Annotated in this window: 8 protein-coding genes and 1 pseudogene; 7 read left to right on the forward strand and 2 right to left on the reverse strand. The window is 70.5% G+C overall.

Features of this window, described 5'->3' with window-relative positions; genetic code table 11:
* Positions 1-249: 249 nt before the first annotated feature.
* The 5 genes and pseudogenes from EV567_RS07315 to EV567_RS28065 form a co-directional block, all read left to right on the forward strand.
* Positions 250-3,948 (forward strand): nitrate reductase subunit alpha, encoded by a 3,699-nt coding sequence (locus EV567_RS07315; protein ID WP_130437833.1) that lies wholly within the window; start codon positions 250-252, stop codon positions 3,946-3,948.
* 1 nt (position 3,949) lies between these two features.
* Entirely contained in the window at positions 3,950-5,485 is a 1,536-nt protein-coding gene (gene narH, locus EV567_RS07320) for a nitrate reductase subunit beta (RefSeq protein WP_165430323.1), read from the forward strand.
* Positions 5,482-6,273 (forward strand): nitrate reductase molybdenum cofactor assembly chaperone, encoded by a 792-nt coding sequence (gene narJ / locus EV567_RS07325; protein WP_130437835.1) that lies wholly within the window; start codon positions 5,482-5,484, stop codon positions 6,271-6,273. The genes narH and narJ overlap by 4 nt, the downstream gene beginning before the upstream one ends.
* On the forward strand, positions 6,270-7,052 hold the full coding sequence (narI, locus tag EV567_RS07330; RefSeq protein WP_130437836.1) for a respiratory nitrate reductase subunit gamma: 783 nt from the start codon (positions 6,270-6,272) through the stop codon (positions 7,050-7,052). Before narJ ends, narI begins: the two co-directional genes overlap by 4 nt.
* Positions 7,053-7,167: 115 nt before the next feature.
* Positions 7,168-7,407, forward strand: a pseudogene (locus EV567_RS28065) (DUF6457 domain-containing protein); the annotation flags it as partial.
* A 6-nt stretch (positions 7,408-7,413) separates the two neighbouring features.
* Here EV567_RS28065 and gap read toward each other — a convergent pair.
* Together gap and EV567_RS07345 are read right to left on the reverse strand one after the other, a co-directional pair.
* On the reverse strand, positions 7,414-8,442 hold the full coding sequence (gene gap, locus EV567_RS07340; protein WP_130437837.1) for a type I glyceraldehyde-3-phosphate dehydrogenase: 1,029 nt from the start codon (positions 8,440-8,442) through the stop codon (positions 7,414-7,416).
* A 127-nt stretch (positions 8,443-8,569) separates the two neighbouring features.
* Entirely contained in the window at positions 8,570-9,262 is a 693-nt protein-coding gene (locus EV567_RS07345) for a response regulator transcription factor (protein WP_130438304.1), read from the reverse strand.
* A gap of 567 nt (positions 9,263-9,829) precedes the next feature.
* Here EV567_RS07345 and adhP point away from each other — a divergent pair.
* Complete coding sequence (gene adhP / locus EV567_RS07350) at positions 9,830-10,840, forward strand: alcohol dehydrogenase AdhP (protein ID WP_130437838.1); 1,011 nt, start codon at positions 9,830-9,832, stop codon at positions 10,838-10,840.
* A 104-nt stretch (positions 10,841-10,944) separates the two neighbouring features.
* On the forward strand, positions 10,945-13,629 hold the full coding sequence (ppdK, locus tag EV567_RS07355) for a pyruvate, phosphate dikinase (RefSeq protein ID WP_130437839.1): 2,685 nt from the start codon (positions 10,945-10,947) through the stop codon (positions 13,627-13,629).
* The last annotated feature ends 255 nt before the right edge of the window (positions 13,630-13,884 follow it).

Genomic DNA, 13,884 nt, shown 5'->3' on the forward strand with positions numbered 1-13,884 from the left:
CTGCCTGCGGCGGCCGGGACGGGGGATGGGCCGCCTGACAGACGGGATGCGGTCGTACAGACAGACGGGCATCTGCGGTTCGATCACAGCCAGCATGCAACGCCCCGCTCACCCGCCTCCCCGGCCGACCGGACCCGGCACTGGGACCATTGGTCCCTATTGCCACCAGCAACATGGGGCCGGTAGGCCATCTGCCAAGGACCGCCAGCCCCAGGTGTCGGATGCCGTGCGCCGCTTAGCGTCCTGGCCATGGAGAACGATCAGAACGCACGGCGTGAGGCGCTGCGCGCCGGTGAGAGCTGGCCGCTGGCGGCCCGCAGGCTGCTCACGCGCCGCGAGGTGTCGGCCGACGGGCGTGCCGTGTTCGGCACGGGCGACGCGAAGTGGGAGGGCTTCTACCGGGACCGCTGGTCGCACGACAAGGTGGTGCGCTCCACGCACGGGGTGAACTGCACCGGTTCCTGCTCGTGGATGGTGTACGTCAAGGACGGCATCATCACCTGGGAGCACCAGGCCACCGACTACCCGTCGATCGGCGCCGACTGCCCCGAGTACGAGCCGCGCGGCTGCCCCCGTGGAGCCTCGTTCTCCTGGTACACCTACTCCCCCAGCCGGGTGCGCTACCCGTACGTGCGCGGCGCGTTGCTGAAGCTGTGGCGCGAGGCCCGCAAGCGGCTGGGCGATCCGGTGGCGGCCTGGGCCGAGATCACCGGTGACCCGGCCAGGGCGCGCGCCTACAAGCGGGCGCGCGGCAAGGGCGGCCTGGTGCGTGCCGACTGGGACGAGGTGAGCGAGCTGGTCGCCGCCGCCCAGGTGCACACCGTCAAGGCGTACGGCCCCGACCGTGTCGCGGGCTTCTCGCCCATCCCGGCGATGTCGATGGCGTCCTTCGCGGCCGGCGCGCGGTTCCACTCGCTGATCGGCGGCACACTGCTGTCGTTCTACGACTGGTACGCAGACCTGCCGATCGCCTCCCCGCAGGTCTTCGGCGACCAGACGGACGTGCCGGAGGCGGCGGACTGGTGGAACGCGGGTTATCTGATCATGTGGGGTTCCAACATCCCCGTGACCCGCACGCCCGACGCGCACTTCCTCACCGAGACCCGCTACAACGGCACGAAGGTGGTCGCGGTCAGCCCCGACTACGCCGACAACGTCAAGCACGCCGACGAATGGCTCGCCCCGCACCCCGGCACGGACGGCGCGCTGGCGATGGCCATGGGGCATGTGATCCTGCGCGAGTTCCTCGTCGACCGCCAGGTGCCGTACTTCCAGGACTACCTGCGCAAGTTCACCGACGCCCCGTTCCTGGTGTCCCTGCGCGAGCACGACCACGGACTGGTCCCCGACGGGTTCCTGACCGCCGCCGACCTCGGGCACGACACGGAGAACGCCGAGTCCAAAACAGTTCTCCTGGACGGGGCCACGGGCGATCCGGTGGTCCCCGGCGGCTCGCTCGGCTTCCGGTGGGGGGAAGCCGAGCGAGGCCGCTGGAACCTGAACCTGGGCGACGTCGTGCCCGAGTTGAGCCTGCTGGAGCGGGCCGAGGACACCGCCGAGATCGCGCTGCCCCGGTTCGACGAGGGCAGCACGGAGGGCGGCTCCGTCCTGGTGCGCGGGGTGCCGGTGCGCCGGATCGGCGGGCGTCTGGTCACCACGGTCTTCGACCTCATGCTCGCCCAGTACGGGGTGCGGCGTCCCGGGCTTCCGGGCAGCTGGCCGTCGTCGTACGAGGACGCCTCGCAGCCGTACACCCCCGCCTGGCAGGAGATGATCACCTCGGTCCCGGCCGAGCAGGCCGCGCGCATCGCGCGGGAGTTCGCCCGCAACGCCGAGCGGACCCAGGGCCGTTCGATGATCGCGTTGGGTGCGGGCACCAACCACTGGTTCCACTCCGACACCATCTACCGCGCCTTCCTGGCGCTGACGACCATGACCGGCTGCCAGGGCGTCAACGGCGGCGGCTGGGCGCACTACGTCGGCCAGGAGAAGGTCCGCCCGGTCACCGGGCAGCAGCACCTTTCGTTCGCCTTCGACTGGCAGCGGCCCACCCGGCACATGGCCGGCACCTCCTACTGGTACCTGAACTCCGACCAGTGGCGCTACGAGGCCTTCGGGCCCGAGGAGTTGGCTTCCCCGCTCGGGCAAGGGCGGTTCAGGGGCAAGGGCTTCGCCGACTGTCTGGCGCAGGCCGTGCGGCTGGGCTGGACACCCGGTCACCCCGGCTTCAACCGCAACCCCCTCGACCTGACGGACGAAGCCGCGGCGGCGGGCCGGCCGGTCGCCGAGCACATCGTCGACGAACTGAAGTCCGGCGCACTGCGGTTCGCCGTCGAGGATCCGGACGACCCGGCCAACTTCCCGCGTGTGCTGACCGTGTGGCGTGCCAACCTGCTGGGCTCCTCGGGCAAGGGCAACGAGTACTTCCTGCGCCACCTGCTCGGCACCGACGCGGCGGTCCGCTCCGAGGAGACTCCGCCCGAGCACCGGCCGAAGGACGTGGTGTGGCGGGAGGAGGCTCCCGAGGGCAAGCTCGATCTGCTGGTCTGCATGGACTTCCGGATGACCTCCACCGGCCTGCTCGCCGACGTCGTCCTGCCGGCGGCGACCTGGTACGAGAAGGACGACCTGTCCAGCACGGACATGCACCCCTTCGTCCATGCCTTCACCCCGGCCATCGCCCCGCCCTGGCAGGCGCGCACCGACTACGACACGTTCCTGACCATCGCCGACCGGTTCAGCGAACTGGCCGCCGACCACCTGGGCAAGCGCACCGACGTCCTCGCGGTGCCACTGTTGCACGACACACCGGACGAACTCGCCCAGCCCGGCGGGGTGGTGCGGGACTGGAAGGCCGGCGAGTGCGAGCCGGTTCCCGGGAAGACCATGCCGAAGCTGGTCACGATCGAGCGGGACTACGCCGCGATCGCGCAGAAGATGCGTGCCGTGGGTCCGCTGCTCGACACCCTGGGCACCACCACCAAGGGCGTCACCGTCCACCCGAACCAGGAGATCGACGACCTCCGGCGCCGTAACGGCACCGTCAGGGACGGAGTCGCCGCCGGACGGCCCTCGCTGGCCACCGCGAGCGACATGTGTGAGGCGATCCTCGCCCTGTCCGGCACCACCAACGGCCGCCTGGCCACCGAGGGCTTCCGCGAACTGGAGCGGCAGACCGGCAGCGAGGGCCTGGTGGAGCTCGCCGCCGAGCGCGAGGCCGAGCGGATCACCTTCGCCGACACCCGCACCCAGCCCCGCTCGGTGATGACGTCGTACGAGTGGTCGGGCTCGGAGACCGGTGGGCGCCGCTACTCACCGTTCGTGATCAACACCGAGCACAAGAAGCCCTGGCACACGCTCACCGGACGGCAGCACTTCTTCGTCCAGCACGACTGGATCGCCGAACTGGGCGAGCAACTCCCGGTCTACCGGCCGCCGTTGAACACGCCCAAGCACTACGGCGACGAGGAACTGCGGGAGGACGGCCGGGCGGAGGTCACGGTCCGCTATCTGACCCCGCACTCGAAGTGGTCCATCCACTCGAACTACCAGGACAACAAGTACATGCTCGACCTGTCCCGAGGCGGACCCACGATCTGGATGTCCCTGGAGGACGCCGAGAAGATCGGCGTGAAGGACAACGAGTGGATCGAGGCGTACAACCGCAACGGCGTCGTCGCCGCCCGCTCCGTGGTCACCCACCGGATGCCCGAGGGCACCGTGTACATGTACCACGCCCAGGACCGCAACGTGAACGTGCCGAAGACCGAGGTCAGCGGCAAGCGCGGCGGTATCCACAACTCGCTCACCCGCCTGCTGCTCAAGCCCACCCATCTCGCGGGCGGCTACGCGCAGTTCACCTACGCCTTCAACTACTACGGCCCCACCGGCAACCAGCGCGACGAGGTCACCGTCATCCGCCGCCGCTCGCAGGATGTGGAGTACTGACATGCGCGTCATGGCACAGATCGCGATGGTGATGAACCTCGACAAGTGCATCGGCTGCCACACCTGCTCCGTCACCTGCAAGCAGACGTGGACCAACCGCACCGGCGTCGAATACGCCTGGTTCAACAACGTCGAGACCAAACCCGGCGTCGGCTACCCCCGCCGCTACGAGGACCAGCAGCAGTGGAAGGGCGGCTGGATGCTCGACAAGCGCGGACGGCTCGTCCTGCGCTCCGGCGGACGCCTCAAGCGGCTCCTGTCGATCTTCTCCAACCCCGACCTGCCCTCCATCGAGGACTACTACGAGCCGGTCACCTACGACTACGACAACCTCGTCAACGCCCCCGCCCAGAAGGACATCCCCGTCGCCCGCCCGCGCTCGGTCCTCACCGGCAAGCCCACCGCCATCACCTGGGGCGCCAACTGGGAGGACGGCCTCGGCGGAGCACCCGAGAACGCCGGCGGCGACCCCAACCTCACCGGGGAATGGGCGCAGAAGGTGAAGTTCGAGTTCGAGCAGACCTTCCTCTTCCACCTGCCCCGCCTGTGCGAACACTGCCTCAACCCGGCCTGCGTCTCCGCCTGCCCCTCGGGCGCGATGTACAAGCGGGTCGAGGACGGCATCGTCCTGGTCGACCAGGACCGTTGCCGGGGCTGGCGGATGTGCGTGACGGCGTGCCCGTACAAGAAGGTGTACGTCAACCATGCCACCGGCAAGGCCGAGAAGTGCACTTTCTGCTTCCCGCGCATCGAAGCCGGGCAGCCCACCGTCTGCTCCGAGACCTGCGTCGGCCGACTGCGCTACCTGGGACTGCTCCTCTACGACGCGGACAAGGTCGGCGAGGCCGCGGCCACCCCGGACGAGAAGGAGCTCCTCGACGCCCAGCGCGGGGTCTTCCTCGACCCGCACGACCCCGAAGTCCGCGCGGCAGCCCGCGAGTCGGGTATCCCCGAGGACTGGCTGGAGGCGGCCCGCCGCTCCCCCGTGTACGACCTGGTCATGCGCTACAAGGTGGCGCTGCCGCTGCACCCGGAGTACCGCACCCTGCCCATGGTCTGGTACGTGCCCCCGCTCTCCCCCGTCCTCGACGCCGTCGACGCGGCGGGCGGCGACCAGGACGACCCCGACCACGTCTTCGCCGCCGTCACCCGGCTGCGCATCCCGCTGGAGTACCTGGCGGAACTGTTCACCGCCGGAGACGCCGACGTGGTCGCCGGGGTGCTGATGAAGCTCACCGCGCTGCGCTCGTACATGCGTGAGCGCACCCTCGGCGAGGACGGCGACGAAGTCGTGCTCAAGGCCGTCGGGCTCACCGGCCGGGAGGCGGAGGATCTGCACCGGCTGCTCGCCGTCGCCAAGTACCAGGACCGGTACGTCGTCCCCGCCGCCCACAAGGAGGACGCCGCCGCGCTGACCGCCATGGAGAACCGCTGCCCGGTCGAGACGTCCGGCGACCCCGAGCCCCGCAAGATCATGCTCGGCATCCCCACCCTGCGCCGCCGTACACCCGAAGCCCCCGCCGGAGGCCGTCCGTGAGCCCGCTGCCCGCAACGATTCCCGCCCTCGTCCGCACCCGCGTCCGGGCGGCCGTACGCCGCCCGGCCCGGCTCACACCTGAGGAGACGGCGGGCCGAGCCCTGATACTGCGGCTCGTGTCGCTGCTCCTGCAGTACCCCGACTCCGAACTGACCGCAGCGCGCACGGAGTTGACAACCGTGGTGGAAGCTCTTCCGGCCACGCCCGCGGCGGAACACCTGGCCCGGTTCACCGACTGGTTCGCCGGGCAGGAGCCCGAGGCGCTGGAGCGGCACTACGTCGAGATGTTCGACCTGCGCCGCAAGAGCAGCCTCTACCTCACCTACTATCTGCACGGTGACACCCGTCGGCGGGGCATGGCCCTGCTCACCCTGAACCAGCGCTACAGGGCCACGGGCTGGGACACCGACGGGGGCGAACTGCCCGACCACCTCCCGGTGGTGCTGGAGTTCGCCGCCCTTGTAGGCCCAGGTGGCGGCGAGGCACCGCTGCGCCAGCACCGGCGCGGACTGGAACTGATCCACCGTGCCCTGGCCGACGCCGACTCCCCCTACCGGCACGTCCTGGCCGCGCTGCTCACCCTGCTTCCGCCGCCCACCGAGGCGGACCGCGCGGCGGTGGCCCAGCTCGTCGCCGAGGGCCCGCCCAACGAGGAGGTCGGCCTCGACCCCTACGGAACCTACGGCGACGGCGAGTTCGCACCTCCGGGCACCTTCGTGCCGCCCGTGCCCGCCCCGCCGACCTGTGTTCCACCTGCTCCGACCAGCCGTACGGAAGGCCCCCGATGAACGCCGTACCCACCCCTCTGGCCGCCGCGTCCACGAGCGGCGCCGACCTCCTGTTGTGGGTCGCCGTTCCCTACATCTGTCTCGCCGTGTTCGTGGTGGGGCACATCTGGCGCTACCGCCAGGACCAGTTCGGCTGGACTTCCCGCACCACCCAGCTCCTCGAACACCGCTGGCTGCGCTTCGGCAGCCCGCTCTTCCACCTCGGCGCCTTCATGGTGATCGCCGGGCACGTGGTGGGTCTCGCCATTCCCGACTCGTGGACCGAGGCGGTCGGCATCACCGAGCACGCGTACCACACCACGGCCGTGTGGGCGGGCTCGGTGGCGGGCGTCGCCATGGTCGCCGGGCTGGGCATGCTCTGCGCCCGCCGGCTGCTGACCCGCCAGATCCGGCTCGGCACCGACCGCAGCGACAAGCTCCTCTTCCCCCTGCTGTCCGCCACCGTCGTGCTGGGCATCACCGCCACCGCCGCCCACAACGTGTTCGGCGCCGGCTACGACTACCGCTCGACCGTCTCCGTCTGGTTCCGCGGCCTGTTCGTCCTCCAGCCGCAGCCCGAGGCCATCACCGGGGCCCCGCTGCTGTTCCAGCTGCACGCCCTGAGCGCCTTCCTGCTCTTCGCGGCCTGGCCGTTCACCCGGCTGGTGCATGTGTGGAGCGCGCCGATCGGCTACCTGGCCCGCCCGTACCTGGTATACCGGCGACGCTCCGCCCCGACCGCGGCCCCGACGACCGCGGGCCGGACCCGGTCGGCCTCCGGCTCCGGGCGAGCCGCATGAGCCACGAACCCGTGCTGGCGCCGGACGCGACGCCCGTCCGGCGCCAGCACCGACCACAGCACTGCGCACCACCCGCTCACGAACCCAAGAAGGATGATCATGGACGATGTACTGGGAATGGACGGCCGCGGTGAAGGCCGACCTGGGTATCGACCTCGAAGTCGACCTGGCTCTGCTTCTCGCCGTCGCGGGCGACGCCGCTCACGGTGTCGCCCGGCCCGCCGCGCCGCTGACGACCTTCATGGTCGGGTATGCGGCGGGGCAGGCAGGCGGCGGGCCCGAAGCGGTGGCCGACGCAGCCCGGCGCGCCGGAGAACTCGCCGCACGCTGGGCAGGCGCTCTCGCTCCGCGGCCCGCTCGGTCAGTTGCGAGGGAGCGTGCCGGCGACGTGCTCGGTGAGGTCGAGCAGCCGGTTGGTGTAGCCCCACTCGTTGTCGTACCAGCCGAAGACCTTCACAAGGTCGCCGTGCGCCTGGGTCAGCGGGGCGTCCAGGACGCAGGAGGCCGCGTCGCCGACGACGTCGCGGGAGACGATCGGGGCTTCGGACACGCGCAGGATGCCCTTGAGCGGCCCGTCGGCGGCCTCTCGGAAGGCGGCGTTGACCTCGTCGGCGGTCACCGGCCGGTCCAGGACCACGCTCAGGTCGGTGAGTGAGCCGTCCTCGACGGGGACGCGTACGGCGATGCCGTCCAGGGTGCCGGACAGCTCCGGAAGGACCAGGCCGACGGCGCGGGCGGCTCCGGTGCTGGTGGGAATGATGTTGACGGCGGCGCTGCGGCCGCGGCGGAGGTCCTTGTGCGGGCCGTCGAGGACGACCTGGTCATTGGTGTAGCCGTGGATGGTGGTCATCAGCCCCTTGACGAGGCCGAAGCGGTCGTCGAGGACCTTCACCATGGGCGCCACGCAGTTGGTGGTGCAAGACGCGTTGGAGACGACGTGGTCCCGCTGCGGGTCGTAGGTGTCCTCGTTGATGCCCATGACGACGGTGGCGTCGACGCCCTTGCCCGGCACGGACAGCAGCACCTTGCGGGCGCCGCCCTTCAGGTGCAGACCGACCTGCTCCCGGGTGCGGAAGCGGCCGGTGGACTCGATGACGATGTCCACGCCGAGGCCGGCCCAGTCCAGGGCGGCCGGGTCGCGTTCGGCGGTCACGGCGATGCGGTGCCCGTCGACGGTGATCGAGGTGTCGTCGTGCTCGACGGTGCGGCCGATGCGGCCATACGTCGAGTCGAACTCCAACAGGTGCGCCAGCGCGGCCGGCGAAGTGAGGTCATTGACCGCCACGACCTCGACGGCTGGGCCGGCCTCGGTCTCCGCGCGCTGCAGCACCAAGCGCAGGTAGTTGCGTCCGATGCGGCCGAAGCCGTTGATTCCCACGCGCACGCTCATGTCCGTCGTCCTCCCGATCGATCCGCGTCTGTCTGCGCTGCCAGCCTGCTGGCCGGGGATGCGATCGGACATGTGCCGTACGGGGGCGAGCCGCGGGACGTTCGGCCCCACAGCTCGCCCGGGGGAGTCAGCGGCCTTCTTGCTTCAGCCGGTCCTGAGCCTGGGTGGCGATGACGGCGGCCTGGATGCGCCGCTCCACACCGAGCTTGGCCAGCAGCCGGGAGATGTGGTTCTTCACCGTCTTCTCGGCCAGGTAGAGCCGCTGCCCGATCTGGCGGTTGGTCAGGCCCTCCCCGATCAGGGCCAGGATCTCCCGCTCACGGTCGGTCAGGCCCGGCAGGGCGTCGGGCTCGGGCTCCGGTTCCTGGCCCTGGCGCAGGCGGGCCATCAGCTTGGCGGTGGCGCTGGGGTCGAGCAGGGACTGTCCGCGGGCCACGGTGCGCACGGCCGAGACCAGGTCGGAGCCCTGGATCTGCTTCAGCACGTACCCGGACGCCCCCGCCATGATCGAGTCCAGCAGCGCCTCCTCGTCGTCGAACGAGGTCAGCATCAGACACGCCAGCTCCGGCATGCGTGAACGCAGCTCCCGGCACACGCTCACCCCGTCGCCGTCCGGCAGGCGCACATCCAGCACCGCGACCTGGGGGCGCAGGGCGGGCACGCGGGTCAGGGCCTGTTCGGCATTGGCGGCCTCGCCGACCACGGTGATGTCCGGCTCGTCGTCCAGCAGGTCGTGCACCCCGCGCCGTACCACCTCGTGGTCGTCCAGCAGGAAGACCCGGATCGGGTTGTCGGGGCCGGGCTGCTCGCCGTCCGCCATCGAATACTCCTTGATCTGCTTCTTCTGCGCCGTCTGAATCCCGCACCGGACTTCGCCCATGGCTGCGACCGGTCCTTGTCTATCGCAGATCTTGCGCGATCCCGGGCCCAAGGGCCAGGGCCGGTCGGCCCTACTGGCACTGGCGCGCCGTCTGCCCACTGGGTACCCCATCGGACCTGATCGCCTCGCCCGTAACCACCGCTGCCGAACAGTGACCACTTGAGCGCGTCGGCCAGATCCCCGGCCGGGTGGTCGGCCGCGCCGTGGCCGTCCCGCGCATCACAGCACCCCGCGGCTGGACTCGCGGCGGATCAGTCCGGCGGCCTGCGGGTCGCCTGACGGGCCGGATCGGCACGAGGGCGCGGGCTGCCGGCCGCGCTGCATCAAGCCCACCAAACGCCGTGGCTCATCCCACGGCAGTGAATTCCGCCGGACAGAGGGGTCGGGTGCCGATCGCGGTTCAGGGCCGACCGGCCCCACTCGTGAGGACGTCCAGCACCTGCCGCAACACCAGTCCGCAGTCGACCCTGGAACCGCACCGCACCGACAGAGTCTGAGGAGCATTCCATGAAGGCAGCAGTCGTCCGGTCCTTCGGTGAACCGCTGGTGATCGAGGAACGGCCGGATCCGGAGCCAGGTCCCGGCCAGGTCCGCATCCGGCTCGAGGCGTCCGGGCTGTGCCACACCGACATCCACGCCGCGCACGGCGACTGGCCCGTCAAGCCGACCCCGCCGTTCGTCCCCGGCCACGAAGGCGTCGGCATCGTCGAGGCGCTCGGCGACGGCGTGACCCACCTGACCGTCGGCCAGCGGGTTGCGGTGCCGTGGCTGGGCTGGGCGTGCGGACGCTGCGAGCACTGCCTGTCCGGCTGGGAGACCCTGTGCGAGCAGCAGCAGAACACCGGCTACAGCGTGGACGGCGGGTACGCCGAGAAGATGCTCGCCCCGGCCGACTTCGCCGCCGTGGTCCCCGAGGGCATCGACCCGCGCGACGCCGCCCCGCTGACATGCGCCGGCGTGACCACGTACAAGGCGCTGAAGGTCGCCGGCGTCTGCCCGACCCAGCTCGTGGCGATCTCCGGCATCGGCGGCCTCGGCCACCTCGCCGTGCAGTACGCGAAGATCGCCGGAGCCACGGTCGCCGCGATCGACGTCACCGACGACAAGCTCGACCTCGCCCGTGAGCTCGGCGCGGACATCCTGATCGACGCCCGCAAGGAGGACCCGGCCGAGGTGCTCAGGCAGCACGGGGGCGCGCACGCGGCGATCGCGCTGGCCGTCGACGAGCAGGCGTTCGCCTCCGTCTACGGCGGTCTGCGGCGCGGCGGCAAGCTGGTCATGGTCGCCCTGCCCGCCGGCGGCACCATCCAGGTACCGATCTTCGACACCGTCCTGAACGGCACCTCCGTCATCGGCTCCATCGTCGGCACCCGCCAGGACCTGGACGAGGTCTTCCAGCTGCACGCCGCCGGACGCACCAAGGTGATCTACGAGACCCGGCCGCTGGAGACCGTCAACGACTCCATCGCGGAAGTTTTGAACGGTCAGATCAAGGCGCGCATCGTCTTCGAGATGTGACCCTCCGGCATGGCCGCTGTGCCTCCTGCACTGATCGGAGTGCAGCTCGGCCAGTTGCCAGGCCCGCACCTGCCCCTTGCGAAGCAGGAAGGAACAGCACTGTCATGGTCCGTTACGTGTACGCGTTCACCGAGGGCGGCCGTGACATGGCCGACCTGCTCGGCGGCAAAGGCGCCAACCTGGCCGAGATGACCCGGATGGGTCTGCCGGTGCCGCCGGGATTCACGATCACCACCCAAGCCTGCCGGGCCTTCCTCGCCACCGGATCCGAACCGAAGGGCCTGATCCGCGAGATCTCCGATCACCTGACCGTCCTGGAGCAGGCCGCCGGACGGCGGCTGGGGCAGCCAGACGACCCGCTGCTGCTGTCCGTTCGCTCCGGAGCCCGCTTCTCCATGCCCGGCATGATGGAGACGATCCTCGACATCGGCCTCACCGACGAATCGGTCCTGGGCCTGGCAAAGTCCTCCGGGAACGAACGCTTCGCCTGGGACTCCTACCGCCGGCTCGTGCAGATGTTCGGCAGCACGGTCATGGGTGTCGACAGTGCCCTTTTCGAGAACGTCATGGCCAGCCTCAAGGAAGCCCACGGCGCGGTCGACGACCTGGGCCTGGAGGCAGGTGATCTGTCCGAGCTCGTCGAGGCGTACAAGGAGCTGATCCGCCAGGAGACCGGAGAGTACTTCCCGCAGTCCCCCGCCGAGCAGCTTCGCCGGGCGGTCCTGGCCGTCTTCGAGTCCTGGAACGGCGAGCGCGCCCGCCTCTACCGCCGCCGCGAACACATCCCCGACGACCTCGGCACCGCGGTCAACGTGCAGCGGATGGTCTTCGGCAATCTCGGCCCCGACTCCGGCAGCGGTGTCTCCTTCACCCGCGACCCGGCCACCGGGCACCGCGGTCTGTACGGCGACTACCTGTCCAACGCCCAGGGCGAGGACGTCGTCGCGGGCATCCGCAACACTGTCGGGCTCGACGAGCTCAAGCACCTGAACCCGGAAGCGTACGTCCAACTGCGCGACCACATGGGGACGTTGGAGACCCATTACCGCGACCTGTGCGACATCGAGTTCACGATCGAGCACGGCCGGCTGTGGATGCTGCAGACGCGGGTGGGCAAGCGCACCGCGGAGGCAGCGTTCGCCATCGCCGCCGAGCTGGTGGACGAGGAACTCATCACCCCGGACGAGGCTCTGGCCCGGGTGAGCGGGGACGGCCTGGCCCGGCTGATGTTCCCGCGCTTCGACACCGACGCGGTCGGCTCGGCGCTCGCGCACGGCATCCCCGCCTCGCCGGGTGCCGCCGTCGGGGCCGCGGTGTTCGACTCGGCCGAGGCGGTGCGTCGCGCCGCAGCGGGCGAGAAGGTGGTCCTCGTACGGCAGGAGACCACTCCCGACGACCTGCCCGGCATGGTCGCCGCCCAGGCCGTGCTGACCAGCCGTGGCGGAAAGACCAGCCACGCGGCCGTGGTCGCCCGCGGCATGGGCAAGGTGTGCGTCTGCGGCGCCGAGGAACTCGCCGTGGACACGCAGGCGCGGACGTTCACGACCAACGGCACCACCGTAGCCGAAGGCACCGTCCTCTCGGTCGACGGCTCTGAAGGCGCCGTATACCTCGGCGCCGCACCGTTGGTCGACTCCTCGGTGATGCGCTACTTCGAGACCGGCGAACGGACAGCGGGCCTGGTCAACGCCGTGGCCCGGGCCATGGAGCAGGCAGACGGGGTGCGGAAGTTGGGCGTGCGGGCCAACGCCGACACGCCCGAGGATGCCGCGCGCGCCCGCCGGTTCGGCGCTAAGGGCATCGGTCTGTGCCGCACCGAGCACATGTTCCTCGGTGACCGCCGGCAGCTGGTCGAGGCGATGATCCTGGCCCGTACCGACGGCGAGCGCGAACGGGCGCTGGACGCGCTGCTGCCGCTGCAGCGGCAGGACTTCGTCGGCATCCTGGAAGCGATGGACGGGCTGCCGGTCACGATCCGGCTCCTCGACCCTCCGCTGCACGAGTTCCTCCCGGACCGCACCGAACTCGCGGTGCGTCTCGCGGCTGCTGAGGCACACGGCACCTCGCCCAGTGCGCACGACGCCGAACTGCTGGACGCCGTGAACCGTATGCACGAGGAGAACCCGATGCTCGGCCTGCGCGGGGTGCGCCTGGGGCTTGTGGCACCGGGCCTGGTGGCCATGCAGGTGCGGGCGATCGCCGAGGCGGTCGTGGAGCGCAAGCAGGCCGGCGGCGACCCGCGAGCCGAGATCATGGTGCCGCTGATCGACACAGTCGAGGAACTGCGGCTCGTCCGCGAGGAAGTCGAGCAGGTACTGGCCGAGGTCTCCAAGGCGTCGGGCGTCCCGGTCGAGTGCCCGGTCGGCACGATGATCGAGCTGCCCCGGGCCGCCCTGACTGCGGGCCGCATCGCCGAGGAGGCGGAGTTCTTCTCCTTCGGCACCAACGACCTGACCCAGACCACGTGGGGCTTCTCCCGGGACGACGTGGAGGCGGCGTTCTTCTCCGCCTACCTCGACAAGGGCATCTTCAAGGTGTCCCCGTTCGAGACGATCGACCGCGATGGCGTGGGGCGCCTGGTCGAGATCGCGGTCGCCGAGGGCCGCGCCGCACGACCTGGCCTGAAGATCGGCGTGTGCGGCGAGCACGGCGGAGACCCGGAGTCGGTGCACTTCTTCCACGCTGCCGGGCTCGACTACGTCTCCTGCTCACCCTTCCGCGTACCCGTCGCACGCCTGGAGGCCGGACGTGCCGCCCTGCCCGAGACAGAGGACAGCGACAGCAGGTGACGGGTGGCCCGGCTCCCTCAACAGGGAGCTGGGCTGCTTCTCCACTGCCGCGGTGGGAGCGACCGGCGCTCACTGCGGCCGTGGAGAAGCACACGTCCGTACGGGCATGGCGATCCGGGGCATTCGGTTCACCGGCCTCGAGACACTCGGCCACCGCTTCATCGGCTGCGCCGGACCTGCTGCGGGTCTTCCTGCGGACGGACGAGGAGATCCGCCAGTCCAGAAACTCGAGACCGGCCGGCCATCCGAGTGCCC

Source organism: Streptomyces sp. BK239 (assembly GCF_004217285.1).
Lineage (GTDB): Bacteria > Actinomycetota > Actinomycetes > Streptomycetales > Streptomycetaceae > Streptomyces.

Excerpts from the sequence above, each read along its gene's own strand:
- EV567_RS07315 (WP_130437833.1), top strand. The coding sequence starts at position 250 with ATGGAGAACGATCAGAACGCACGGCGTGAGGCGCTGCGCGCCGGTGAG.
- narH (WP_165430323.1), top strand. The coding sequence starts at position 3,950 with ATGCGCGTCATGGCACAGATCGCGATGGTGATGAACCTCGACAAGTGC.
- narI (WP_130437836.1), top strand. The coding sequence starts at position 6,270 with ATGAACGCCGTACCCACCCCTCTGGCCGCCGCGTCCACGAGCGGCGCC.
- gap (WP_130437837.1), bottom strand. The coding sequence starts at position 8,442 with ATGAGCGTGCGCGTGGGAATCAACGGCTTCGGCCGCATCGGACGCAAC.
- EV567_RS07345 (WP_130438304.1), bottom strand. The coding sequence starts at position 9,262 with ATGGCGGACGGCGAGCAGCCCGGCCCCGACAACCCGATCCGGGTCTTC.
- adhP (WP_130437838.1), top strand. The coding sequence starts at position 9,830 with ATGAAGGCAGCAGTCGTCCGGTCCTTCGGTGAACCGCTGGTGATCGAG.
- ppdK (WP_130437839.1), top strand. The coding sequence starts at position 10,945 with ATGGTCCGTTACGTGTACGCGTTCACCGAGGGCGGCCGTGACATGGCC.